The organism is Micromonospora sp. CNZ295 (assembly GCF_004217535.1).
Map to the genome: position 1 here is coordinate 1104246 of NZ_SHKZ01000001.1, position 24084 is coordinate 1128329.

Annotated in this window: 22 protein-coding genes and 2 tRNA genes; 17 read left to right on the forward strand and 7 right to left on the reverse strand. The window is 72.6% G+C overall.

The features are described 5' to 3' along the window. The first annotated feature begins 266 nt into the window (after positions 1–266). From gyrB to EV376_RS05230, 6 genes are all read left to right on the forward strand, one after another. Positions 267–2213, forward strand: coding sequence for a DNA topoisomerase (ATP-hydrolyzing) subunit B (gene gyrB / locus EV376_RS05210; protein ID WP_130321013.1), 1947 nt, complete (start codon positions 267–269; stop codon positions 2211–2213). A 130-nt stretch (positions 2214–2343) separates the two neighbouring features. Then, on the forward strand, positions 2344–6123 hold the full coding sequence (gene gyrA, locus EV376_RS05215; protein WP_130321014.1) for an intein-containing DNA gyrase subunit A: 3780 nt from the start codon (positions 2344–2346) through the stop codon (positions 6121–6123). A gap of 4 nt (positions 6124–6127) precedes the next feature. Beyond that, on the forward strand, positions 6128–7084 hold the full coding sequence (locus EV376_RS05220; protein ID WP_130321015.1) for a DUF3566 domain-containing protein: 957 nt from the start codon (positions 6128–6130) through the stop codon (positions 7082–7084). Between the two features lie 260 nt (positions 7085–7344). After that, a tRNA-Ile gene (locus EV376_RS05225) sits at positions 7345–7421 on the forward strand. Positions 7422–7463: 42 nt separating this feature from the next. After that, positions 7464–7592, forward strand: coding sequence for a DLW-39 family protein (locus tag EV376_RS30725; RefSeq protein WP_240943722.1), 129 nt, complete (start codon positions 7464–7466; stop codon positions 7590–7592). 42 nt (positions 7593–7634) lie between these two features. Continuing rightward, positions 7635–7710: transfer RNA gene (locus EV376_RS05230), tRNA-Ala, on the forward strand. 201 nt (positions 7711–7911) lie between these two features. On the opposite strand, the gene EV376_RS05235 is transcribed toward EV376_RS05230, so the two are convergent. Together EV376_RS05235 and EV376_RS05240 are read right to left on the reverse strand one after the other, a co-directional pair. Then, complete coding sequence (locus tag EV376_RS05235; protein ID WP_207228051.1) at positions 7912–8223, reverse strand: hypothetical protein; 312 nt, start codon at positions 8221–8223, stop codon at positions 7912–7914. A 155-nt stretch (positions 8224–8378) separates the two neighbouring features. After that, the gene (locus EV376_RS05240; RefSeq protein ID WP_130321016.1) at positions 8379–8843 is read right to left on the reverse strand and encodes a hypothetical protein; all 465 of its coding nucleotides are present in this window, start codon (positions 8841–8843) and stop codon (positions 8379–8381) included. A 183-nt stretch (positions 8844–9026) separates the two neighbouring features. Between EV376_RS05240 and EV376_RS05245 the strand changes: the two genes are divergently transcribed. From EV376_RS05245 to EV376_RS05265, 5 genes are all read left to right on the forward strand, one after another. After that, on the forward strand, positions 9027–9266 hold the full coding sequence (locus EV376_RS05245) for a hypothetical protein (RefSeq protein ID WP_130321017.1): 240 nt from the start codon (positions 9027–9029) through the stop codon (positions 9264–9266). A 258-nt stretch (positions 9267–9524) separates the two neighbouring features. Next, entirely contained in the window at positions 9525–9644 is a 120-nt protein-coding gene (locus tag EV376_RS30730; RefSeq protein ID WP_486482520.1) for a sigma factor-like helix-turn-helix DNA-binding protein, read from the forward strand. Continuing rightward, positions 9641–10690, forward strand: a complete 1050-nt coding sequence (locus tag EV376_RS05255; RefSeq protein WP_130321018.1) for a hypothetical protein — start codon at positions 9641–9643, stop codon at positions 10688–10690. Before EV376_RS30730 ends, EV376_RS05255 begins: the two co-directional genes overlap by 4 nt. 72 nt (positions 10691–10762) lie before the next feature. Further along, positions 10763–11716, forward strand: a complete 954-nt coding sequence (locus EV376_RS05260; protein ID WP_130328528.1) for an L-threonylcarbamoyladenylate synthase — start codon at positions 10763–10765, stop codon at positions 11714–11716. A 292-nt stretch (positions 11717–12008) separates the two neighbouring features. Then, on the forward strand, positions 12009–12434 hold the full coding sequence (locus tag EV376_RS05265) for a CBS domain-containing protein (protein ID WP_130321019.1): 426 nt from the start codon (positions 12009–12011) through the stop codon (positions 12432–12434). A 58-nt stretch (positions 12435–12492) separates the two neighbouring features. On the opposite strand, the gene EV376_RS05270 is transcribed toward EV376_RS05265, so the two are convergent. Next, the gene (locus tag EV376_RS05270; RefSeq protein WP_165437956.1) at positions 12493–13281 is read right to left on the reverse strand and encodes an MBL fold metallo-hydrolase; all 789 of its coding nucleotides are present in this window, start codon (positions 13279–13281) and stop codon (positions 12493–12495) included. Between the two features lie 54 nt (positions 13282–13335). Beyond that, positions 13336–17934 carry a cation-translocating P-type ATPase gene (locus tag EV376_RS05275; protein WP_130321020.1) on the reverse strand — a complete coding sequence of 1533 codons (4599 nt, stop codon included), beginning with the start codon at positions 17932–17934 and terminating at the stop codon, positions 13336–13338. Between the two features lie 223 nt (positions 17935–18157). On the opposite strand from EV376_RS05275, the gene EV376_RS05280 reads away from it, so the two are divergent. The 6 genes from EV376_RS05280 to EV376_RS05305 all read left to right on the forward strand — a co-directional run bounded on the left by EV376_RS05280 (position 18158) and on the right by EV376_RS05305 (position 22331). Further along, positions 18158–18418: a hypothetical protein gene (locus tag EV376_RS05280; protein WP_130321021.1), complete on the forward strand. Its 261-nt coding sequence runs from the start codon at positions 18158–18160 to the stop codon at positions 18416–18418. A gap of 115 nt (positions 18419–18533) precedes the next feature. Then, on the forward strand, positions 18534–19904 hold the full coding sequence (locus tag EV376_RS05285) for an MFS transporter (RefSeq protein WP_486482521.1): 1371 nt from the start codon (positions 18534–18536) through the stop codon (positions 19902–19904). 82 nt (positions 19905–19986) lie between these two features. Next, complete coding sequence (locus EV376_RS05290; protein ID WP_130321022.1) at positions 19987–20631, forward strand: GAP family protein; 645 nt, start codon at positions 19987–19989, stop codon at positions 20629–20631. A 73-nt stretch (positions 20632–20704) separates the two neighbouring features. Then, on the forward strand, positions 20705–21487 hold the full coding sequence (locus tag EV376_RS05295) for an NAD(P)H-binding protein (RefSeq protein WP_130321023.1): 783 nt from the start codon (positions 20705–20707) through the stop codon (positions 21485–21487). 37 nt (positions 21488–21524) lie between these two features. Further along, entirely contained in the window at positions 21525–21719 is a 195-nt protein-coding gene (locus tag EV376_RS05300; RefSeq protein ID WP_130321024.1) for a hypothetical protein, read from the forward strand. Between the two features lie 63 nt (positions 21720–21782). After that, on the forward strand, positions 21783–22331 hold the full coding sequence (locus tag EV376_RS05305) for a YbaK/EbsC family protein (protein WP_130321025.1): 549 nt from the start codon (positions 21783–21785) through the stop codon (positions 22329–22331). A gap of 121 nt (positions 22332–22452) precedes the next feature. Here EV376_RS05305 and EV376_RS05310 read toward each other — a convergent pair whose 3' ends face one another. From EV376_RS05310 to EV376_RS05320, 3 genes are all read right to left on the reverse strand, one after another. Continuing rightward, positions 22453–23085, reverse strand: coding sequence for a DsbA family oxidoreductase (locus EV376_RS05310; RefSeq protein ID WP_130321026.1), 633 nt, complete (start codon positions 23083–23085; stop codon positions 22453–22455). A 20-nt stretch (positions 23086–23105) separates the two neighbouring features. Continuing rightward, complete coding sequence (locus EV376_RS05315) at positions 23106–23534, reverse strand: SufE family protein (protein ID WP_130321027.1); 429 nt, start codon at positions 23532–23534, stop codon at positions 23106–23108. 92 nt (positions 23535–23626) lie between these two features. Then, positions 23627–24052, reverse strand: a complete 426-nt coding sequence (locus tag EV376_RS05320) for a CBS domain-containing protein (protein ID WP_130321028.1) — start codon at positions 24050–24052, stop codon at positions 23627–23629. Positions 24053–24084: the final 32 nt, after the last annotated feature.

The window sequence follows — 24084 nt, forward strand, 5'->3', positions numbered from 1 at the left end:
TTCTGTCGTCAGCGCACAGTAAGATTGAGGCTGAGACGAAGACCCGGTGCGGAGCGACGAGACACGGGGCCGGTTCGGGCCCGAGATCATCGTCCCACGTCGGGTCGAGCCGATCGCGATCCGCGGGCAACCGCGGCGACCGGCGCGTTCGACCCGCAGCCCGGATTAGTCTCCGGTGCCGGTCCGCGCGCCGACGTCGCGTCCTGTCCGCCGAACCCCGCGCCGGCGCGCCATCAGGCGCGGCGGGCGCGAGAAAGTGGCCGAGGGTGGCAGCGCAGGACAAGCAGGATTACGGCGCCGAGTCGATCACCGTCCTCGAAGGGCTGGAGGCGGTCCGGAAGCGCCCCGGTATGTACATCGGCTCCACCGGCGAACGGGGCCTGCACCACCTGGTGTGGGAGGTCGTCGACAACGCGGTGGACGAGGCGCTGGCCGGGTACTGCGACACCATCGACGTGGTGCTGCTCGGCGACGGCGGGGTCCGGGTCACCGACAACGGCCGTGGCTTCCCGGTCGACCTCCACCCGAAGCTCAAGAAGCCGGGCGTCGAGGTCGCGCTGACCGTGCTGCACGCCGGCGGTAAGTTCGACGGCAAGGCGTACGCCGTCTCCGGAGGCCTGCACGGTGTCGGCGTCTCCGTCGTGAACGCGCTCTCCACCCGGATGGCCGTCGAGATCCAGAAGGACGGGTACGTCTGGCGTCAGTCGTACACGAACTCGAAACCGACCCCGCTGGAGAAGGGCGAGCCGACCAACGCGACCGGCTCGGCGGTCGCCTTCTGGCCCGACCCGACCGTCTTCGAGACCGTCGACTTCGACTTCCAGACCATCTACCGCCGCCTCCAGGAGATGGCCTTCCTCAACCGCGGTCTCACCATCCACCTCCTCGACGAGCGTGTCGCCGAGGGCGAGGACGGCAAGATGCGGGAGGTCACCTTCTGCTACAAGGGCGGCATCGCCGACTTCGTCCGGCACCTCAACGCCTCCAAGGCCCCGATCCACAAGTCGGTGGTCGAGTTCGGCGCCGAGGAGGACGGCATGTCGGTCGAGATCGCCATGCAGTGGAACGAGTCGTACGGCGAGTCGGTCTACACCTTCGCCAACACGATCAACACCCACGAGGGCGGCACCCACGAGGAAGGCTTCCGGGCCGCGCTGACCAGCGTCATCAACCGCTACGGGGCGGACAAGAAGCTGCTCAAGAGCGACGAGAAGCTCTCCGGCGAGGACATCCGCGAGGGGCTCGCCGCGATCATCTCGGTGAAGCTGGCCAACCCCCAGTTCGAGGGGCAGACCAAGACCAAGCTCGGCAACACGCCGGTCAAGAGCTTCGTGCAGCGGGTCTGCAACGAGTGGCTGGTCGACTGGCTCGACCGGAACCCGGCCGAGGCGAAGATCATCATCCAGAAGGCCTCCCAGGCGGCCCGCGCCCGGATCGCCGCCCAGCAGGCCCGCAAGCTGGCCCGGCGCAAGTCGCTGCTGGAGTCCGGCTCGATGCCCGGCAAGCTGGCCGACTGCCAGTCCACCGACCCGCGCGAGTGTGAGGTCTTCATCGTCGAGGGCGACTCCGCCGGCGGCTCCGCCAAGCAGGGGCGCGACCCGCGGACCCAGGCGATCCTGCCGATCCGCGGCAAGATCCTCAACGTGGAGAAGGCCCGCATCGACCGGGTCCTGAAGAACAACGAGGTCCAGGCGCTGATCACCGCGCTCGGCACCGGCATCCACGACGACTTCGACATCGAGAAGCTGCGGTACCACAAGATTGTCCTGATGGCCGACGCCGACGTCGACGGTCAGCACATCCAGACCCTGCTGCTCACCCTCCTGTTCCGCTTCATGCGGCCGCTGGTCGAGCTGGGGCACGTCTACCTGGCCGCCCCGCCGCTCTACAAGATCAAGTGGAACAAGAAGGGTGACGATGCCCAGTACGCGTACTCCGACCGGGAGCGCGACGGCCTGATCGCGCTGCGCCAGCAGAAGAAGCCGAACGCCAAGCCGGACGACATCCAGCGGTTCAAGGGTCTCGGCGAGATGAACTACCCCGAGCTGTGGGAGACCACGATGAACCCGGCTACGCGTACGCTGCGTCAGGTCACGCTCGACGACGCGGCAACCGCCGACGAGTTGTTCAGCGTGCTGATGGGTGAGGACGTCGAGGCCCGCCGCTCGTTCATCCAGCGCAACGCCAAGGACGTGCGGTTCCTGGACATCTGAAATCCGCTCGGGCCCGACCGGTCGGCACCGGCCGGGCCTGCGGATCCACAGAGTTATCCACAGCATGGCCGGTATCCACAGCGGTTATCCACAGCACAAAAACGACTCTGAGTCTGATAAGGGTTAACAAGTGACCGATACCCCCGAGTCCACACCGAACGAGCCCGAGGTCCCCGAGGCCGCCGGCGCGGTGGTCGCGCACGACCGCATCGAGCCGGTCGGGCTCGAGGTGGAGATGCAGCGCTCCTACCTCGACTACGCGATGAGCGTCATCGTCGGGCGTGCGCTGCCGGACGTCCGGGACGGGCTCAAGCCGGTCCACCGCAAGATCCTGTACGCGATGTTCGACTCGGGGTACCGGCCGGACCGCGGCTACGTGAAGTGCTCCCGCGTCGTCGGCGACGTGATGGGTCAGTTCCACCCGCACGGCGACTCGCCGATCTACGACGCGCTGGTCCGGATGGCGCAGCCCTGGTCGTTGCGTTACCCGCTGGTCGACGGCAACGGCAACTTCGGTTCGCCCGGAAACGATCCGGCCGCCGCCATGAGGTACTGTCTCTCCCCGGATGTCCGGATTCGTACTGCTGTCGGCAGTGTGCGGATCGGCGACCTGGTTGCCGACGCCGCGCCGAGCAGCGAGACCGACATCGACCTGAAGGTGCGCGACCGCAATGGCGACCTGGTCCGCGCCTCCAAGTTCTTCCACTCCGGCGAGCACCCGACGCTGCGGCTGCGCACCCGCGAGGGGTACGAGGTGACCGGCACCCACAACCACCCGGTGCTCTGCCTGGTGGACGTGGCCGGCGTGCCGACCCTGCTCTGGAAGCTGCTCGCCGAGATCGCCCCCGGCGACCGGGTGGTCCTCCAGCGCAGCGTGCCGGACGAGATCGGCTACCCGATGCTGGAGCACGTCGAGGCCGCCGTCCTCGCGGGCGCCTTCGTCAGCGAAGGCTGGGTGTCCCAAGGGCGCGCCGGCTTCAACAACGTCGACCGCGACTTCTTCGTCCGGGTGCTTGCCGCCTACGACCTGGCGGTCGGCGGTCCCCGCTACGTCAGCGAACGGGTGATCGCCTCCGGCAGCACCCTGCACGAGCTGGATGTCCAGGACCTCAGCGCCCTGCGGACCAGCGTCCTCGGCGAGCTGGTCGGGGCGCGTAGCGCCGGCAAGTTCGTGCCGGAGTTCGTGTGGCGGGGGCCGGCCGCCGTCAAGCGGGCCTTCCTCCAGTCGCTGTTCGAGGGCGACGGCTCGTCCTCGTTGCTGCCGCGCAACACCATCCAGATCTCGTACTCCACGCGTAGCGACCGCCTCGCCCGCGAGGTGCAGCAGCTGCTGCTGGAGTTCGGTGTGGTCAGCCGCCAGTGCCGCTACGACAACGGCGAGATCAAGGTCGTGGTCAGCAACCGGCGCGACGCCCGGATCTTCGCCGCCCAGGTCGGCTTCCTCGGCCGCAAGCAGGCCAAGCTGGAGTCCGAGCTGGCCTCGGTGCCGGCGAGCAGCACGGCGCTCTCCAGCGACCACGTGCCGCTGGTCGGCGACTTCATCCGCGAGCACGGTGCCAGCCGCTGGACCGAGCGGGACTGGCTGCGCCGGCACAACGTCGACCGCGTCGAGCGGTGGGAGCGGGACCGGGACGAGATCGCCGCCCGGATTACCAACACCGAGGTGCTCGATGTGGTCGAGCCGCTGGTCGACGGTCGCTTCTACTACGCCGAGGTCGCGAGCGTCACCGACGCGGGCGTGCAGCCGGTCTACAGCATCCGGGTGGACACCGACGACCACTCCTTCGTCTCCGACGGCTTCGTCAGCCACAACACCGAGTGCAAGCTCGACCCGCTCGCCATGGAGATGATGCGGGACATCGACGAGGACACCGTCGACATGCAGGACAACTACGACGGTCGGGCCAAGGAGCCCACCATCCTGCCGTCCCGGATCCCCAACCTGCTGATCAACGGCTCCGAGGGCATCGCCGTCGGTATGGCGACCAAGATCCCGCCGCACAACCTGCGCGAGATCGGCGCCGCCGTCCAGTGGTGCCTGGAGCACCCGGACGAGGACGAGGCGACCACCCTCGAAGCCCTGCTGGAGATCGTCAAGGGCCCGGACTTCCCGACCCACGGTCTGATCGTCGGCCAGGCCGGCATCCAGGACGCGTACCGGACCGGGCGCGGCTCGATCCGGATGCGGGCCGTGGTGGAGGTCGAGGAGGACAAGCGGGGCCGCCCGGCGCTGGTGGTCAGCGAGCTGCCGTACCAGGTGAACCCGGACAACCTGGCCGAGCGCATCGCCGAGCTGATCAAGGAGGGCAAGCTCGCCGGCATCGCCGACATCCGGGACGAGTCCTCCGGGCGTACCGGTATGCGGCTGGTGCTGGTGCTCAAGCGCGACGCGGTCGCCAAGGTGGTGCTGAACAACCTCTACAAGCACACCCAGCTCCAGGAGACGTTCGGCGCGAACATGCTGGCGCTGGTGGACGGCGTGCCGCGCACGCTCAACCTGGCCCAGTTCATCCGCTACTACGTCGAGCACCAGATCGAGGTGATCCGCCGGCGGACGGCGTTCCGGCTGCGCAAGGCCGAGGAGCGGGCGCACATCCTGCGTGGTCTTTCGAAGGCCCTGGACGCGCTGGACGAGGTGATCGCCCTGATCCGGCGGTCGCCGACGGTGGACGACGCCCGGCAGGGCCTGATCCGGCTGCTGGACATCGACGAGATCCAGGCGACCGCGATCCTGGACATGCAGCTGCGCCGGCTCGCCGCGCTGGAGCGGCAGCGGATCCTCGACGACCTGGCCAAGCTCGAGGTGGAGATCGCCGACCTGAAGGACATCCTGGCGAAGCCGGAGCGGCAGCGCAGGATCGTCTCCGAGGAGCTGGGCGAGATCATCGCCAAGTGGGGCGACGAACGGCGGACGCAGATCATCCCGTTCGACGGCGAGGTCTCGATGGAGGACCTGATCGCCCGCGAGGACGTGGTCGTCACGATCACCCGGACGGGGTACGCGAAGCGCACCAAGGTCGACGCGTACCGGTCGCAGCGGCGGGGCGGCAAGGGCGTCAGCGGCGCGTCGCTGCGGCAGGACGACATCGTCAGCCACTTCTTCGTGTGCTCGACGCACGACTGGATCCTGTTCTTCACGAACAAGGGGCGCGTCTACCGGGCGAAGGCGTACGAGCTTCCGGAAGCCAGTAGGGTGGCCAAGGGCCAGCACGTGGCCAACCTGCTCGCGTTCCAACCGGACGAGCAGATCGCACAGATCATCGAGATTCCGAACTACCAGGTGGCCCCCTACCTGGTACTGGCCACGAAGAACGGCCTGGTGAAGAAGACGAGGCTCGAGGAGTTCGACTCCAACCGGTCCGGCGGCATCATCGCGATCAACCTGCGCGATGAGGACGAGCTGGTCGGCGCTGCCCTGGTGGCGCCGGAGCAGGATCTGCTGCTGGTGTCGAAGAACGCCCAGGCGATCCGGTTCAACGCCGCGGACGAGGCGCTGCGGCCGATGGGCCGGGCGACTTCGGGCGTGATCGGGATGCGGTTCAGCGAGGATGACGAGCTGCTCGCCATGGAGGTCGTCCGGGAGGGCATGGACGTCCTGGTGGCCACGAACGGGGGTTACGCGAAACGGACCCCGATCGAGGAATACCCGGTGCAGGGCCGGGGAGGTAAGGGCGTGCTGACTGCGAAGATCACCGAGCGGCGCGGTGGTCTGGTCGGCGCTGTGGTGATCGACCCGGACGACGAGCTGTTCGCTATCACCAGTAACGGTGGTGTCATCCGGACTCCGGTGAAGCCTGTACGCCGTACGCGTGATCGGAACACAATGGGGGTCAAGCTGATGGACCTTCCGGACGGCGTGACTATCGTGGCGATTGCTCGCAATGCCGACGAGCCTGACGAACAGGACTAGTTGAATGACGGAGACACAGGCGAAGTCGGGGAACACGGGGACCTCGGCCAACCCGGTCGACGAGGAGGGCGCCAAGAGCGGCGCGCCAGCGACCGGCCGCGCGGCCGTGGGTCGGGCGACCGTCCCCGCCGATGCGCCTGCCCCGAAATTCACCCGGGCTCCCGGCATGGCACCCCCGCCGGACAAGCCGGACGAGGAGCCGGAGTCCTCGGAGAAGCCGGAAGAGGCGACGAAGGTCGACGCGCCGAGCGCGGGTGGCACCGCCACGTCCACCACGGCGAAGCCGTCGGCCACCCAGCCGATGGCCGTGGGTGCCGGCCGGGCGTCCTCGACCGCCACGAGCGGCACGACCGCCGCAGGCCCGGCCGCCGCGAGCGGCGCGACCGGCACGCAGCCCCGGGTCACCAGCAACACGGGCACCCAGCCGCGGGTGACCGGCACGGCCCGGCCGCAGACGGACGGGCGCCCGGGCGCCCGACCGCAGGGCGGTGGCCTCCCGCCGGGCATCAGCGGCGCCGCCGCCGTCGGGGCAGCGCGCGTCGGTGAGGCGGTACGCGCTGCGCGTACCTCGGTCAGCTCGGCCGCTTCCCGCGGACCGCGCCGGGCCCGGCTGAACCTGAAGCGGATCGACCCGTGGTCGGTGATGAAGTTCGCCTTCGCGGTGTCGGTGGTGCTCTTCATCGTCGTGGTGGTCGCGACCTCGGTGCTGTACTTGGCGCTGGACGCGATGGGCGTCTTCACCAGCGTGAACGACAGCCTGACCGACCTGGTCAGCGCCGGCGGCGGGCAGAGCACCAGCGGCTTCCAGATCACCGCCCGGGGCGTGATCCTGAGTTCCGCGTTGATCGGCCTGGTCAACGTGGTGCTGTTCACGGCGCTGGCCACGCTGGGCGCGTTCGTCTACAACGTCTGCGCCGACCTGGTTGGCGGCATCGAGTTGACGCTCGCCGAGCGCGACTGAGACGACCCTGGACGCCGGGGCCGCTGGCCCCGGCGCCCCGGGCGCTTGACCCGCCCCGGCCGGCTTGATCCACTCGGATTGCGGCATCATGCGCCATCCGCCGCCCAGGACACCGCAGGATGCCGCATGCCGCGAGCGCCGGCACCGAAGTCGGTGGGCGATCCGGCCCTGCTCGGGTAGGTTCAGGAGCGACGCCGTGCCCGGGCCACCCCGATTTGGGGGCGACCGGGCGGATGGGTTAGCCTTGGCCGTCGCTACGCGGGGCTATAGCTCAGTCGGTTAGAGCGCAGAGCTGATAACTCTGAGGTCGCTGGTTCGATTCCAGCTAGCCCCACCAGAGATCGTCCGACGGCACTGTCGAGCGTGAGGGGTCGCCCCAATGTTCAAGAAGCTGCTGATCCTGGTCGGTGTCGTCGGCGTGGCGGCCGTGGTGGCCAAGAAGGTCAAGGCCTCCAACGACGAGCGCGCCCTGTGGCACGAGGCGACCACCGCGCCCGACCTGCGCTGACCGCGCCCGACCTGCCAGCACCAGGCGGCACTGCCCGCCCACGGGGCCCTAGCTCAACTGGCAGAGCACTGCCTTTGCAAGGCAGGGGTTAGGGGTTCGAGTCCCCTGGGCTCCACCAGCAATCTCCTTGGCTGATCTCGGTTCCGGGTACAGCAAGCGGTCACCCGGTCCCGTCCTCGCCGGGCACGCGATCGATGGCCGAGGCAGCCTGACAGGCCCCGCCGGCAGGACGTGCCCGTCGGTGTCAGCCGTCATCCGGATCGTGGACTGCCCGAGCAACAAACTGTGGGTGATGCCAGGTAGCACCGCAGGACGACGGTCACCTCCGCCGGAAGAAGAAGTCTGAGGTCATCGCCTCGTTGAGCTTGGGGTCCGCGGCTGCTCCGACCGACCATCCCCGTCGCTCGAAGGGGATTCCAGCACGCCAGAGGAGCACGAACGCTCCGGCCAGCATGACCAGCGAAAGCCACGCGTAGGAAAAGACCGCGTCAGCCAGGCTGATGTCATCATCAAGCGCAACAACGGCGAACGGCACCAGCTGCGGCACGATGAACAGCCGAAGCAGCCACATGGCCGATCGGTACGCCGGCCGTCGGCGGATCGCTGCCAAGTCCTCGTCACTGATGGTCACGGGTCGACGGTAGACGGCAGTCACAACACGCGACCGGGCTGACCAGGGAAGGTTAGGAGTTCGAGTTCCCTGAACCCCACCGGCACGTTCCTTGGTTGATCTCGGTCCCGAGTACAGCCAGCGGTCACGCTTCCGGGATGGCGGGCGGCACCAGCTCAGGTATCTGGTGCGGCCGTCGCGGAGATGTAGGTGTGGAACGCTGTGACTTCCTCATCGGTGACAACCGGCTCGAAGTCCAGGTACTCGCTCGGAACGATGCCGGTACCGCTATCGGTGACTGTCACCAGCCAGGCGCCTTCCTGGCCGAACCAGTGTGCCTGCGCCAGGACGCCGATGTCCGCGGTCTCTGAAAGGTCGTCCGGGTTCTCCACGGCGGAGATGCGCACCCACTGCCCGTCATGACCGTAGGGCGGCCGCGGGACGTGCAGGGTGAGGCTGCCGGCTTTCGGGCTCTCGCCGAACAGGCGAGCGGCACCCGCCTGGGCCAGTGCCCAAAGATCCGCTGTCCTGCCCGTGCGGCCGACCTCCACCTCGCCGTCCGGCCCCTCGACCAGGACCGTGTACGAGCGGTCAGGCTCGTGTCGCACCCGGGCCCGCACCTGCATCTTGGCCTCACCCATCCGTCGATAATGCTGCCTCCGCGCCACCGAACACCGCTGACGTTTCCGGGAGCATGACCGTCGGATGTCAAGACCCTACGGGCAGCAGCGAGCGGATGCTGGGCAAGCTGGACGCCCTGGCGAGCGGCGAGCTGCACCGGCCGGGTCTATCGGCTCCGCCAGCCGGGCCACACACTGGGGTACGTGGGCACGATTCAGGATCCCGACCCCGAGCGTGACCGGTTGCGGCAGAGTTACGTCGATTCGAGCACGAACCCGTACTCCATCGACTCCCGCACCGAGATGATGGGCCGCCTCGCCACGGGCACCGGAGGCAGCCGCGCCGTCCGCATCGTCGTACGCGTCGCCGCCCTGCTCGCCCTCGTCGGGATCGGCGCGACGGTGGTCCTTCAGGTGCTCCGGGTCCTGGGCCTGTCGGTGTGACGCGGTCGGCGCGCCGGCCTTCGTTGGCCGGTGTTCGCGCATCGACGGCGACCCCGAGCCGTACGTGCGGCGGATCCTCGTCAACGTGTTCGCGTCGTCGTGGCGGCGCCGGTGGCGTGGTGAACTCCCCACCGCCGACCTCCCCGAGGTCGTCGCCGACGTCGACCCGCATGCCGACCTGGACGATCGCGATCGACTTTGGCGTGCGTTGGGCCGGCTACCCCGCCGGCAGCGCGCGGTGCTCGTGCTGCGCTCTCGATGGCGGAGATCGCCGACGTGCTCGGCTGTTCGGTCGGCACGGTCAAGAGCCAGGCCAGCCGGGCGGTGGCCAAGCTGCGCCTCGACCAGACGTTGGCGCGGGAAGGAATGCCCCGATGAACCTCACCGATCTCAAGCAGGTGCTCGACGAGCGTTCCGGCGACTCGGCGGAGCACGTCCTGCACCACCTGCGGTTGCAGGGTGTCCGCGCCAAGGTCGTCGCCCGGCGTCGCCGTCGGATCGTGGCCCGGACCTCCGGCGTGGTCTTCGCGTTGGCCGGCGTCGCCGTGGCCGCGATCCTGCCCGGGCTCCGCGCGGGCGTCACGCCCACCCCGGCGGACGGCCCGGCGCCGGTACGCAGCATCGAGGGATTTCCGGCGTACGCCAACGGCGCCCGCGTGGTGGCCGCGCGCTCGGCTGCCCTGCCCGACCGTCGCGTCGAGGTGACGTTCGTGCCGGCCACCCTCGAGCTGGTCGTCTTCACCAGCTGCTACGACCTCGGCGAGGGGCTCCAACTCGAGGCGAGGGTGACCGTCAACGGCCAGCATCTCCTCGGCGGCAGCTGCGGCGGAGCCCACCGACCCCACGGCTGGGAGGGGTTCGATGTCGTGGTGGGCAGGCCCACCACCGTCGTCATGACGCTCACCGGGGCACAGCGGTTCGGCGGGACGGGCGGCGACGTACCGGCGGAGATCCCGGAGGCGGGCAGGTTCGGGCTGGCGATCGGCGAGCGGATCCCGTTCGACCAGTACCCGCTGCCGTCCCGGCCGCCGGGACCCCTCGACCCGCTGCCCGACATGCGCCCGGCCAACTGCACCGAGGCGCGGTGCCCGGGTGCCATGACCATCAGATCCGACCCGGCCGACCCGGCGCGTCCCATCCGGCAGACGTTGACGTGGAAGACCCTGGACTCGATCGACCTGTTCGCCCAGACCCCCGGGCTGCTCCACGTCCGCGTCAACGGCGTGGAGATCGCGACCGGCGAGTGGTGGGACTATCAGGCGAGCGGCAACGGAATGTACGGCGACCGGGGCGACGGTTGGACGCGGCCGTTCGGCCTCCGCCTGCGTCCCGGTGACACGGTGACGATCGAGGTCGTACCGGAGCACCTCACCGGCGCCTGGCAGGTCGTTCTCTCGCCGAGCGGAGCGGACGGCGGCGACTAGCGGCATCGTGAGGTCGCCGGCCGGGGACGCGCCGGCGCAGGTTAGCGTCAAGGCGTGAGCACCCCGCGAGTCCTGCCCGCCGACAGCGGCGTCGCCGAGGCGGCGTCCGTCCTGCGTACCGGTGGGTTGGTGGCCTTCCCGACCGAGACGGTGTACGGCCTGGGGGCGAACGCGTTGGACGCTCGGGCGGTGGCCCGGATCTTCGAGGCCAAGGCGCGGCCGAGCTTCGACCCGCTGATCAGTCACCTGGCCGAGGCGGCGGAGCTGGAGAAGCTGGTGGGGGCGGTGCCGGCGCCCGTGGCGGCGCTGGCCGAGCGGTTCTGGCCCGGCCCGTTGACGCTGATCGTGGACCGGCCGGCGGTGATCCCGCCGATCGTGACGTCCGGGCTGGCGACGATGGCGGTGCGGGTGCCGGATCACGAGGCGGCCCGGGCCCTGATCGCGGCGGCCGGGGTACCGGTGGCGGCGCCGAGCGCGAACCGGTTCGGGCAGCTCAGCCCGACCCGGGCCGAGCACGTCGTACGCGGTCTCGGCGCGGCCGTGGACGTGGTGCTCGACGGTGGCCCGACCCGCTGCGGGATCGAGTCGACGATCGTGGACGTGCGGGGCGACCGTCCGGTCGTGCTGCGGCTGGGCGCGCTGCCGGTGGAGGCGCTGGAGGAGGCGGTCGGGCCGGTGACGGTACGGCCGGGCAGCTCCGGGCAGCCGGTGGCACCCGGGACGCTGGCGGCCCACTACGCCCCGCGTACGCCATTGCGGTTGGTCGGCGGCGCGGAGCGGGCGGCCGGCGACGGTGCCCGGCGGGGTTTCCTGGCGTTCCGGGATCGGCCGGCCGGCGACTGGGCCGCCGTGGCGGTGCTCTCCGACCGCGGCGACCTGACCGAGGCGGCGGCGCGGCTGTTCGACGTGCTGCACCGGCTGGACGCCGCCGGGGTCGACGAGATCGTCGTCGAGCCGGTGCCCGAGGTGGGCGTCGGCCGGGCGATCAACGACCGGCTGAAGCGCGCCGCCGCGACCTGGCGGTGAGGTCGCCGGCACCGCCCGGCGGTGGGACCGCCGACCGCCGGCCCCGACGCGGGCCGTCAGCACCGCGTCGGGCCCGGTGCGCTCACTGCTGCTGGGCGACGTCGAGGTTGACGAAGCGTGGCTCGGTCCGGGCCAGGCTGCGCATGCGCTCGGCGAATCTGGACGAAGGGCATCTCATCCACCTCCCGGCGACTGCGTTCCCACCGGAGCGCCGGGCATGTGTGCCGCATGCCTCCGGGTGCGCGGGGTAGGAGAAGGAGCAACAACCCCCCGAAAGTGAGGTGTGACAGCCATGCCGACCGCGCGCGAGATCATGACGAACGACGTGAGCTGCGTCCGTGAGCAGGACGACCTCAGGACGGCGGCGAAGCAGATGGCCCGGTTGGGCGTCGGTTCGCTGCCGATCTGCGGCGCCGACAACCGGCTCAAGGGCATGCTGACCGACCGCGACATCGTGGTGAAGGTGCTGGCCGAGGGCCGCGACCCGGCCAGCGTCACCGCCGGCGAGCTGGCCCAGGGCGAGGCGGTGACGATCGGCGCGGACGACGAGGCCGCGGAGATCCTGCGCACGATGGGCCAACACCAGGTGCGCCGGCTGCCGGTGATCGACGGGCACGATCTCGTCGGCATCGTGGCCGTCGCCGACGTGGCCCGTTCCCTGCCGGACCGCCCCGTCGGCGACCTCATCGAGGCGATCTCCGAGCGCGGCTTACGGTAAGGGCGACGTGTTGCGGGGTCCCCGGTTACAACGCCAGGCGTTGACCGGGGGCCCTTCCTTACCGCAGAGCGGTTGTTTCGCCCCGGGCGATCGTCCGGATGCCGGCCAGGCCGCGCCGGCGGGCCTCGGCGACGAAGTGGCCGAGCGGGGACCGGAACACGCCGTAGTCGTCGTAGTGGATGGGCACGGTGAGTGCCGGGCGGATCAGTTCCACCAGGTCGGCGCCCTGGCGCGCGTCCATCGTGACCAGGATGCCGGCGATCTTCGTGCCGCCGAGGTGGATGAGCATCGCGTCGATGTCCGGGTACCGCCGGGGGATCTCGGCCAGCAGCGCCTTGTTCAGGGTGTCGCCGGTGACGTAGAGGCGGAACGTGCGGGTGCCGTCGCGTTCCAGGTCGACGAGGGTGCCCATCACGTCGGGCAGCAGCAGGTCCAGCACACCGGGACCGTGCTGGCCGGGCAGGGCCGTCAGCCGCAGCGTCGCGCCGTCGCGCCGCAGCTCACGCGACTGCCAGGTGGGCAGGCCGTCGGCGCCGCGGAAGCCCCAGCGGCGCAGCTTCCGGCTGGCGGCGGGGGTGGTGAGGATCGGCAGGGCCCGGTCCAGGTCCCGCCGGGCGACCCGGTCGAAGTGGTCGCCGTGCAGGTGGGACAGGACGACCGCGTCCAGTGCGGGGAGCTGGGCGATCTCCAGCGCCGGGTCGGTGCGGCGCTTGGACCACAGCCCCTTGCCCAGGTACGCCCGCTGTCCCCGGTGCAGGAAGTTCGGATCGGTGAGCAGGGTGAACCCGCCGATGCGCAGCACGGTGGTGGCCGTGCCGATGAACGTCACGTCCGCCTGTTCCGTCACGGGTCCCCTCCGGCCTGCCGGTCCTGTCTGGTTCGGTACCCCGGGCGCGGCGACTCACGCCCGGGCGGCCCGCCCGGGGTCCGCGGTGGCCGCTTCGGGCGTAGCCGGGCCCGACCCGTCGGGGTGGGACCCGTTCGGGCCCGACCCGTCGGGACCGGATTGCCCGGCGCCGGGCCACAGCCGCAGCCGGTGGAGCAGGTCGACGTCCGGCCGCAGCCGGTGGAGCAGGTCGGTGCCGGGACGGGGCGGCACCGGCAGCCGCTCGACCAGCCGGGCCACCGCGCCGTTGGCGAGCGTGGCGCCGACCGCGGAGCCGGTGGCCACCGTCCAGGCGACCGGCCCGAGCGGGGTGCAGCCGAAGAACTGGCTGAGGCCGGGGGTCTGCACGACCAGCACGAGCGCGCCGACCGAGCCGGCGGTGGAGAGCAGGACGCCAGGGGTGGCGCCGCCGGCCAGCAGGGTCTGGCCGAGTTGGGTGCCCACCAGCGACACCAGGGCGACCGTGCCGGCCCGGCGGGGCGACGCCGCCAGCCAGCGGGCCGCGACCCAACCGGCGGTGGCGCCGATGGCGGTGGAGGTGGCACGGACGCCGATCTCCCGGTCGAGGGTGGCGCCGAGGGAGGTGTCCGGTCCCTCGCGGAGCAGGGCGTCGCTGTGCTCCGGACGCGGCGGCCGGACCGCGATGGCCAGCGCCGGGGCCAGGTCGGTGAGCAGGTTGACCAGCAGCAGTTGGCGGCCGTTGAGCGCGGAGCGGCCGTCGACGGCGGCGGTGACGATGCTGAACGCGATCTCGCCGAGATTGCCGCCGACCAGGATGCTCAGCGCGTGCCGCACCGACGACCACATCGCCCGCCCCTCGGCGAGCGTGGCGATGATGGTCTCCAGCCGGTCGTCCATGACGACCAGGTCGGCGGCGGCACGGGCGGCGGGGGTGCCCCGCTGACCGAGGGCGATCCCGACGTCGGCGAGGCGGATGGCCGGTGCGTCGTTGGCGCCGTCGCCGGTCATCGCCACCGTACGGCCGCAGGCCTGCAACGCCTGGATGATCCGTACCTTGTGGGCGGGGGTGCACCGGGCCACCACGTCCGTGCTGATCATCCGTTCGGCCAGCGCCTCGTCGTCGAGGTCGTCGAGTTCCGCGGCGGTCACCACCCGCTGGCCGTCACCCGCGCTGATCACGGACGCGATCGCCTCCGCGGTCGCCGGGTGGTCACCGGTGATCATCACCGTGTGCACGCCGGCCTTCCGGATGCTGGCCACGGCCGGCGCGGCGCTGGCCCGGATCCCGTCGCCCAGCGCGAGGATGCCCACGAACGTCAGGTCACGGATGTCCTCGTCGGTGACCGTCTCGTCGTCGACGGCCCGTTCGGCGATGGCGAGGACCCGCTGGCCGGAGCCGGCGTGGCGGGTCAGGTCCCGCTGCACCGCGGCCCGGGTCGCCTCGTCCATCGGCACCACGCCGGCCTCGGTACGCCGGTTCACGCAGCGGGGCAGCACCGTCTCCGGCGCACCCTTCAGGCTGAGCCGGAGGCCACCGTCGCAGGCGCCGATGGTGGCGTGGTAGCCGCGGGACGGTTCGAAGGGCAGCACCCCGACCGGGTGCCACGCGGCCGCGCCGGTCTGCTCGGCCGCGCCGGTCTCCCGGGCCGCCCGGCGTACCGCCCGGTCGGTCTGTTCGGGGAGCTGCTCCGGGTCGTCGGCGTCCGGCGTGGCGCGCAGCGCGACCGCGAGGACCGTGCGGAGGTGGTCGTCGAGCTGGTCGACGTTCGCGTACCGGTCGCCGTCGCCGACGCCGGAGAGCACCAGCCGGCCCTCGGTCAGGGTGCCGGTCTTGTCGAAGCAGAGAACGTCGACCCGGCCCAGCGCCTCGATCGTGCGGGGGTTGCGCACCAGGGCGCCGCGCTCGGCGAGCCGCCGGGCCGCGGCCAGCTGCGCGGCGCTGACCAGGAACGGCAACCCCTCGGGCACCGAGGCGACGGCCAGGTTCGCGGCGGTCGCGGCGGTCGCCGCCAGGGGTACGCCCCGGGCCACGCCGGCTCCGGCGACCGCGACCGCGGAGCCGAGCGCGAGCGGTACGGACGCCCTGGTGAGCCGGCCGAGCCGCGCCTCGACGCCACCGGTGGGCGGGGCGTTCCGGGCCAGGGCGAGGCTGCGCCCGGCCTCGGTGTCCGGTCCGGTGGCGACGACGACCGCCCGGCCGTGGCCGGCGGCGACGGTGGTGCCCTCGTACAGCATGGACCGGCGGTCGGCGACGTCCGCCGCCGCGACGGGCTGGTCCGTCTTGGCGACCGGCAGCGACTCGCCGGTGAGCGAGGACTCGTCCGTCTCCAGTCCGGCCGCCTCCAGGACCCGGCAGTCGGCCGGCACCGCGTCGCCGGGTTCGAGGACGATCACGTCGCCGGGGACCAGGTCGTCGGCCGGCATCAGGTGGTCGGCGCCGTCCCGCCGGACCCGGGCGGTGACCGCCGAGCGGGACAGCAGCTCGGCCAGGGACCGCTCGGTGTTGCGCTGGTGCACGGCCCCGACCAGGGCCGAGCCGCCGACGACGCCACCGACCAGGGCGGCGTCGACGAGCGAGCCGAAGGACGCGGACAGCACCGCCCCGGCGGCGAGCACCGGCGTCAGCGGGTTGGCCAGCTCGTCGAGGAAGGCGCGGAGCAGGCTGGCGGGTGGGGCGCCGCCGTCCGCACCCGCGCCGGAGCGCCGCCTGGCGGCCTCGGCCGACTCCAGCCCGTCGGGGGTGCTCCGCAGCTGGTCGAGGACGGTGTGCACCGGCATGAGGTGCCAGGGCACCGCCGCTCGCGGTGCGGGCGTCGCGGCCGGGTCGGGCAGGTGGTGGGCCCGCCACACCCCGTTGGCGAACGCCAGCGCGGCCGTCCCGTTGACCGCCGCCAGGGTCCGCCCGGGAAGCTGCTCCCGGTCGGCGGTGAACGCGGACAGCGCCCCGAGGCCGGTGCCGGCAAGCGCGAGCCGGATGTTCTGCGCCGTCATCCGCCGTGCCACGCCGGCCGCCTCCACCACCAGCGCGGAAACCCGCGGATCGGTGCCGACCAGCAGATGCGCGCCCCACGGCGGCTGCTCCTCGTCGGCGGCCATGCCCAGCCCGCAGTCGGCGCAACCGAGCGCCGTCCGGTCTCCGGAGACCAGCATCACCACCGCGCCGTCGCGTTGCAGCCGGCGTACGGTGTCGGCGAGCTGCTCCCCGCCGGGCAGGACGGCATCGGCGAAGCCGTACCGGTCGGGGTCGTCGCCGGCGACGACCAGGCGCAGCCCCGCCCGCCGGGCGGCGGCCGGCAGGATGTCCACGCCCGGTGCCGGCGCGGTCTCCACCCGCAGCACCCCGACCAGCCGGTCGCCGTGCGCCAGGCCGAGCACCCGTCCACCGGCGGCCCGCAGCCGGCCGCTGTGCGGGGTGTCGCCGGGGTCCGTTGCGCCGAGCGCGGCCACCGGGCCGAGGCGCCAGTCGCCGTCCTCGTGGCACGCGTCCGGCCGGTCCGGGTCGAAGAGCGCGAACGCCCGCGCCGCCACCTCGCCCGGGTCGTCGTCACCGAGCGGCGCCAGGTCGGCGAGCAGCCCCCGGTCGGAGCCGAGGACCCGGGCGTCCAGCACCAGCGTGTCGATCCGGTCGAGTTCGCGCAGCACGCTGCGGTCCATCGCGATGACGCCGCGCCGGGCCAGCAGGTTGCCGAGCTGGGCGGCGTACCCCTCGCGGCCGGCGCCGGGCGCCTTCGGCAGCGCGGCGAGGCCGAGGGCGGCGGCCCGCTTGCCACCCGCCAGCGGGGTGGCGGCCGCCGCGGCGACCGCGCCAGCGTGGAGCATCCGCGTCACGTACGTCTCGACCGGGCCGTCCGGCTTCGGCCGGGGCCGCTCGGTGAGCAGGGTCCGGGCGACTGCCCGGTCCGGGTCGCCGGTGAGCCGGGGTTCCGCCTTCGCCCACGCGGCGAGCTGTGCGCGTGCCTCGCCCCACTGCACGACCCGCTGGGCGCCGTCCAGCACGATGCCGGCCCAGCCTCCGGTGAGGCCCTGCACGACCGCCTCGGCGAGCGGGAAGATCAGGTCGGCGCGGGGGTCGGCGCGTAGCCCCCGGCCGGCCAGGGCGTGCAGCTTCGGGTGCAGGTCGACCGCGCCGAGGAGCCCGGCGACCTCAGCCGGGACCGGGGTGAACGGCAGGATCCGGGTGGCGGCCGAGATGGTCAGGCCGAGCGCGTCGGAGGCGAGGGCACCGAGCGTACGGGGGGTGCGCGGGCCCTCCTCGGGCGGATGTGGCGGTGGAATCTCCGGGTCCGGCTCGTGCGGGCAGCTGCGTTCGGCGCGGGCCACCGTGGCGATCAGGTCGCGCAGCTTCGGCTCCGGCGACCCGACGGCGACCACCACCCGGCCGGACGGCGCGTTGACGCGCGCCCAGGCCACGCCGGGCACCCGCTCCAGGGCCGCCTCGACCTGCCGGGCGAGCACGTCGCCGCCGTCCTGGCAGACGCCGTGGACCTCGATGTGGTGCCGGCCCGGGCGGGACCAGACCCGGCGGCGGGTCAGACCGGCGAGCCGGGCGGCCCGGACGGCGGCGGACCCGAGGTGGCGGGACACCCCGCCCACCAGCGGCGGCACGGCGACCGGTGGGAGCAGGCGGCCGGCGGCCCGGCCCAGCGGGGTCATCGAGGCGTACGACCGGACAGGTGCCGGTCCGACCCCCCGGTGCCGCTGCTTCCGCCGTACGCCATCTCGCCTCCCAACGGCCGTGTCTCCCGGCGGCCTGGCTTCCCGGCCGGCCGTCCGTTATGCCCCGCTGAGCAGGGAAGTTTCGGCAGGGCCGGCCGGCATGGAAGGCCGGTGGCCGTGGAATGCCGAGGGGGTCGTCACCGTCTTCGGGGAGGCTGGGATGAGCACGCTGACACGGGAGCTCAGCGGGAACCGCGACATGATCCGGATCTTCACCCGCCGGGTGGAGGTTCCACTGCTGGGTCAGGTGGCGGTCCCGCCGCCGGACCGGCTGGCCTACTACGCGGGGGTGGGTGTGCTCGCCGCGCTCCAGGTCATCGAATGGCCGCTGGCGCTGGTGGTGGCCGCCGGCCACCTGCTCGCGGACCAGCACATGTCGGGGTTCGCGAAAGGGCTGGGAGAGGCGCTGGAGGGCGCGTGAGCGACCCACGTCACGCTTGACCTGAACTGCGGTTGAGGTCGCACGCTGGGCGGGTGCTGATCGACTGGCGGTTGTCCCGTGGGTGCCCTGAACCGTGGACGCCGGGGGGTGCGGCGTGACCGCCACGCTGACGCCGCCGGCTCCGCCGGCCGGTGGCGTGTTCGCGCCCCGGCTGCGGGCCATGACGGTGGGCAGCGTCGCCCTGGTGTCGCTGCTCGCGTTCGAGGCGCTGGCCGTCGGCACCGCCATGCCGACCGTCGCGCGCAGCCTCGACGGCCTGGCCCTCTACGGCATCGCCTTCGGCGGTCCGTTCGCGGCGGGGGTGCTCGCCATGGTGCTGTCCGGCCTCTGGTCGGACATGCGCGGGCCACGTGGGCCGATGTGGCACGGCCTCGGCTGGTTCGTGGTGGGTCTGGTGGTGGCCGGCAGCGCCACGTCCATGGGCACGCTGGTGGTCGGCCGGGTGGTGCAGGGGTTCGGCTCCGGTCTGCTGTCGGTGGCGCTGTACGTGGTGGTCGGCCGGGCGTACCCGGAGGGGTTGCACCGACGGATCTTCGCCGCGTTCGCGGCGGCGTGGGTCGTGCCGTCGCTGGTCGGCCCGGCGGTGGCCGGCCTGGTGGTGGAGCATCTCGGGTGGCGCTGGGTCTTCCTGGCGGTGCCCGCCGTGGCGGTGCCGGCGGGCCTGCTGGTGCACCCGGGGTTGCGGGCCGTCGGCGCCGTGCCGGTCGCGGCCGCACCGGCCGGCGCGGTGAGCCGGGTCGGTTGGGCCTGCGGAGCGGCGGTGAGCGCCGCACTGTTGCACGTCGGGGGGCAGCAGCGCGGTGCCACCGCCGTCGCGCTGACCGGGGCCGCCCTGGCCGGCCTGCTGGTCAGCGCGCCACGGCTGCTTCCGGCCGGGTTCCTCCGGGCGGCTCGGGGGCTGCCCACCGTGATCGGGCTGCGCGGGCTGGCCTCCGCCGCGTTCGTCGGCGCCGAGGTGGTGATCCCGCTGATGCTGTCCCGCGAGCGGGGCCTGTCGCCCACCGCCGCCGGGCTGGTGCTCACCGTCGGCGCGGTCGCCTGGTCCGCGGGCTCGTGGACGCAGAGCCGCGTGCCGGCGCCCCGGTCCCGGGCGACCCTGCCGACGATCGGCCTCGCGTGCATCACCGCCGGGATCGCCGTGGTGCCGCTCGCTCTGGTGCCCGCGGTGCCGGTGTGGATGCCGGTGTTCGGCTGGGCGGTGGCGGGGCTCGGGATGGGGCTGCTCTACCCGTCGCTGTCCGCGCTCACGCTGGAGCTGTCGGCCCCCGGCGAGCAGGGCCGCAACAGCTCGTCCCTGCAACTGGGCGACTCCCTCTTCGCGGCGACCGTGCTCGCCCTGACCGGCGCGGTGCTCGCCGCGGGCAGCGCGCCCGGGGCGGCCAGCTTCGCCGGCACGCTGGCGGTCGCCGCGGGGCTGGCGCTGCTCGGTGCCCTGCTGGCCCGGCGCGTGGTCCCGGCGGCCTGATCCGCGGACCTACCCGGGACGCGGGTGGCCTGATCCGCCGATCCGGCCCGGCGAGGGGTGACGGCGGTGAGGATGGCGGGGGATGGACTTCCTCGGCACGTTTCCGCTGGCGGTCGTGATGGTCGCCGGGACCCCGCTGGTCGCGGCGGTGTTCCTCGCCTCGGCCGAGCGGCCCCGGGCCGCGTCCCTGGGGTACCTCGGCGGCGCGGCCCTCGTGGTGTGCGGTGGGACGACGTTGAGTTGGCTGGCCACGCGTACGGTCAAGGTCAACCTGACCGGCGGCGGCCTGGCGGGGCGGCGGACCGTGGAGACCGGGATCGACTGGTTCGTGATCGCCGTGCTGGTGGTCCTCGCGGTGGTGGTGTTCCGACGGCGCCGCACGGCGGGCCCGCCGTCCTGGCTGGGCTGGCTCCAGCGGGCCGGCCCGGCGTACGCGGCCCGGCTGGCGGCGCTGCTGTTGGGCGCGATGCCCACCGACGACCTCACCATGCTGAGCGTCGGCGCGAGCACCGCCCGGCACGACCTGCCGTGGTGGCGGGTGCTGCCGTTCGTGCTGGTCACCGTGCTGCTGCTCGCGCTGCCGCTGCTGGCCCTGCTCCTGCTCAGGTCGCGGGCCACGGCGGTACTGCCCCGGATGCGGGACTGGGCGGATCACCACTCCTGGTTGATCAGCGAGGGCGTGATCGCGTTCTTCCTGGTCCTGACCGTGCTGGAGGTGGCGCGGTGACCCGGGCCTCGTCGCGTCACGCGCGCCCGGGCGGCTCCGTCAGTCCGACGTGGAACTCTCGAAGGGGGACGGCATGCGGGTCCTGGTGACCGGGGCGGGCGGACGGCTCGGGCGCGTCGTGGTGCCCCGGCTGCGCGAGGAGGGGTGGACGGTACGCGCGACGAGCCGGCACGCGCGCCACGAGCCGCCGGTGGAGTGGGTGACGGTGGACCTGGCGACCGGGGACGGGCTGGCCGAGGCGGTCGCCGGCGTGGACGCGGTCCTGCACCTGGCGTCGCAGCCGAGCGGCCGGCGGACCTACCGGGTCGACGTCCTCGGCACCCGCCGGCTGGTCGTCGCCGCGGGGCAGGCCGGGGTACGGCACCTGGTGTACGTGTCGATCGTCGGCGTCGACCGGGTGCGGATCCCGTACTTCCGGCACAAGCTCGCCGCCGAGCAGGTGGTGGCGGCCGGTCCGGTGCCGTGGACGGTGCTGCGGGCCACCCAGTTCGGCGGGTTCCTCGACGAGTTGCTGCGCACCGCGAGCCGTCTCGGCCCGGTGCTCGGGGACCCGGCGATCGTCGCCCAGCCGGTCGACCCGCGGGACGTCGCGGAGCGGCTGGTGCGGCGGCTCGCCGCCGGGCCGTCGCGCGGCATCGAGGAGTACGGCGGGCCGCAGGTGCTCCGCTTCGACGAGGCGGTGCGGGCGTGGAACGCGGCCCGGGGCACCCGGCGGCGGCTGCTGCCGGTGCGCGTACCGGGGCGGCTGGGTCGGGAACTGCGGGCGGGCGGGCTGGTCACCGGCGCCGGCCCGCACGGGCTGCGTACCTGGTCGGAGTACCTGAGCGACACGTACGGGGAAAACCACGCAAAGTGAACGTTCCACCGGTTCACGTCCGACCTACGGTGACGCCATGTTCACCCTGGTCACCACCGTGATTCTGTACGTCGGAGGCTTCGTCTTCCTCTACGGCGTGATCCGCCTGGCGATCCGCCACGCCCTGGAGGAGATGGAGGTACGCCGGATCCAGGCCGAGCGGGCCGAGGAACTGGCCGCCCACCGGGACCGCACCCTGCTCCGGGAGAACGGCTTCCTCACCGGCAGCTGAGGTGCTCCGGCAGCGCCGGTCGGTGGGCGGCAGCCCGGACCAGGTGCGAGGATCGCATCCGTGATGGGGACGCTGAAGACCGAACCTGCCCGTACCCGGCCGGACCTGCTCGCCGCGCCGGTGGCCGCCGCGCTCGGGCAGTGGCCCGCCGACGCGCCGGTGGACGTCGACGGCGTGCTGGTGGCGCCGATCGACGCCGACCTGGCCGACACGGCGGCGTTCTGCGCGGCGTACGAGGTGGGTCTCGACGAGTCGGCCAACTGCGTGGTGGTCGCCGGCAAGCGCGAGGGCGTCGTCCGGTACGCGGCCTGCGTGGTGCTCGCCACCACCCGCGCCGACGTGAACGGGGTGGTCCGGCGGGTGCTCGACGTACGCAAGGCGAGTTTCGCCCCGATGGCCGACGCGGTCGAACTGACCGGCATGGAGTACGGCGGCATCACGCCGATCGGCCTGCCGGAGCGGTGGCCGATCCTGGTCGACGCCCGGGTGGTCGCCACCCCGCACGTGATCATCGGATCGGGCGTCCGGCACAGCAAGATCGCACTGCCGGGCCCGGCGTTCGGCGCGTTGCCGCACGCCCGCGTGCTGGCGGACCTGGCCCGTCCGGTCTGACGGCGGCCACCGAGGTCCACTGGCCACCCGAGCCGACCAGCGCCGGACGCAGCTAGCAGCGCCGGACGGCGACGAGCGCCCGCAGCTACCGGCGTCGATCTGGTTGCACGTGAAACATCGCTCAGGCGGCCGACTCGCGCCGCGCGACCTCGCTGAGCGCGCCGAGCAGGGTCTCCGGCTCCTGGGCACCGACGACTGCGTACTTTCCGGCCAGCACGAACGTCGGCACGCTCGTGACGCCGAGATCCCGCGCGGCGGCCAGCTGACCGCGCACGTCGGCGACCCGCTCGTCGGAGTCGAGGAACGCGCGTGCCTCGGCGGCGTCCAGGCCGACCTCGCCGGCGAGCGCGGCCAGCGCCGTCCGGGAACCGACGTCCGTGCCCTCGCTGAAGTGCGCCCGGTACAGCGCCTCGACCGTCTCGCCGGCGCGCCCCCGGTCGGTGGCCCAGGAGACCAGCCGGTGCGCGTCGAAGGTGTTCGCGGCGACGGCGCGGTGGAAGTCGAGCTTCAGGCCCACCCCGGCGGCGACCTGGGTGACCTGGTCGGCCATCTGGACCGCGCGCTCCCGGCCGCCGAACTTCGCGCCCAGGGAGTCGAGCAGCGGGCGCGGCTCGGGCACCGGCGACGGGTCGAGCTGGAACGGCCGGTAGTGGACGGTCACGTCACCGTCGTACGACGCGAGGGCCTGCTCCAGCCGGCGCTTGCCGATGTAGCACCAGGGGCAGACCACGTCGGCGTAGATCTCGATCTCCATGCCTCGTGACAACTCCCTGGTCAGCTCGTCTGTTCCCGGACCTGCCGCTTGAGCCGGGCCAGGATCGCCGTGCCGCCGCGTACGCGCAGCGGGCTGATCGCCTGGGCCAGCCCCATCCGCTGGTAGAGGTCGTCGGGGACGGCCAACACCTGCTCCGGGGTGGCGCCGGCGAGACCCTCGGCGAGGATGCCCGCGAACGCGCGGGTGGTGGGTGCCTCGGGCGGGCAGTCGAAGAGCGTCTCGACGGTCTTCTCCGGGGTTACCCGCGCCCGCAGGAAAAACGCCGTCTGGCACTCCGGGACCTGCTCCATGCCCGCACGGTCGGCGTGCTCGGGCGGCAGGGGCGGGATGACGTCGGCGTACTCCAGGAGCATCTCCAGCACGACGTCGCGCGGTGCGGCGGCGAACTCGTCGACGATCTCGGCCAGCCGGGTGGGCATCTCGGGCATCCCGCCAGGCTACCGCCGTGGTCGGGGCGGAAGCGCGGGTGTTGGGAAGGGGCCCTTGCGCTGCCGGGGGCGGCAACAAGAGCCCCTTCCGTTCACACCGTCGGGGCCTGCTCGCTGATCTGGCTCAGCGCGGACTCCGGGTCGAGCTGCATGGCCAGGTCGCCGAGGGAGACGATGCCGACCAGCTTGCGCTCGCTGTCGCAGACCAGCACCCGCCGTACGCCCCGCTCCCGCATCAGCGCCGCCGCCTCGCCCGCGGTGCAGTTCTGCTCGATCATCACCACCTCGCGGGTGATGACGGAGCCGATCGTCGTGGTGGCCGGATCGCTGCGCTCGGCGACCGCCCGGACCACGATGTCGCGGTCGGTGAGCATGCCGGCGAGGGTGGCTCCCTCGGTGACGACCACGTCGCCGATGTCGGCCTCCCTCATCACCTTCGCCGCCTCGTCCAGGGTGGTCTCCGCCGGCAGGTAGATGACCTGCTTCGTCATCACGTCGCTGACCTTGTAACCGGTCATTGAGAGCCCTCCAGACACGTTCAGCCGATCAG

Bases quoted from the DNA above. Each gene is read 5' to 3' on its own strand.
- EV376_RS05280 (WP_130321021.1), top strand. From the start codon at position 18,158: ATGAGCACGCTGACACGGGAGCTCAGCGGGAACCGCGACATGATCCGG.
- EV376_RS30730 (WP_486482520.1), top strand. From the start codon at position 9,525: ATGGCGGAGATCGCCGACGTGCTCGGCTGTTCGGTCGGCACGGTCAAG.
- EV376_RS30725 (WP_240943722.1), top strand. From the start codon at position 7,464: ATGTTCAAGAAGCTGCTGATCCTGGTCGGTGTCGTCGGCGTGGCGGCC.
- EV376_RS05290 (WP_130321022.1), top strand. From the start codon at position 19,987: ATGGACTTCCTCGGCACGTTTCCGCTGGCGGTCGTGATGGTCGCCGGG.
- EV376_RS05295 (WP_130321023.1), top strand. From the start codon at position 20,705: ATGCGGGTCCTGGTGACCGGGGCGGGCGGACGGCTCGGGCGCGTCGTG.
- EV376_RS05320 (WP_130321028.1), bottom strand. From the start codon at position 24,052: ATGACCGGTTACAAGGTCAGCGACGTGATGACGAAGCAGGTCATCTAC.
- EV376_RS05255 (WP_130321018.1), top strand. From the start codon at position 9,641: ATGAACCTCACCGATCTCAAGCAGGTGCTCGACGAGCGTTCCGGCGAC.
- EV376_RS05275 (WP_130321020.1), bottom strand. From the start codon at position 17,934: ATGACCCCGCTGGGCCGGGCCGCCGGCCGCCTGCTCCCACCGGTCGCC.
- EV376_RS05220 (WP_130321015.1), top strand. From the start codon at position 6,128: ATGACGGAGACACAGGCGAAGTCGGGGAACACGGGGACCTCGGCCAAC.
- EV376_RS05310 (WP_130321026.1), bottom strand. From the start codon at position 23,085: ATGGAGATCGAGATCTACGCCGACGTGGTCTGCCCCTGGTGCTACATC.
- EV376_RS05315 (WP_130321027.1), bottom strand. From the start codon at position 23,534: ATGCCCGAGATGCCCACCCGGCTGGCCGAGATCGTCGACGAGTTCGCC.
- EV376_RS05265 (WP_130321019.1), top strand. From the start codon at position 12,009: ATGCCGACCGCGCGCGAGATCATGACGAACGACGTGAGCTGCGTCCGT.
- EV376_RS05305 (WP_130321025.1), top strand. From the start codon at position 21,783: ATGGGGACGCTGAAGACCGAACCTGCCCGTACCCGGCCGGACCTGCTC.
- EV376_RS05240 (WP_130321016.1), bottom strand. From the start codon at position 8,843: ATGGGTGAGGCCAAGATGCAGGTGCGGGCCCGGGTGCGACACGAGCCT.
- EV376_RS05300 (WP_130321024.1), top strand. From the start codon at position 21,525: ATGTTCACCCTGGTCACCACCGTGATTCTGTACGTCGGAGGCTTCGTC.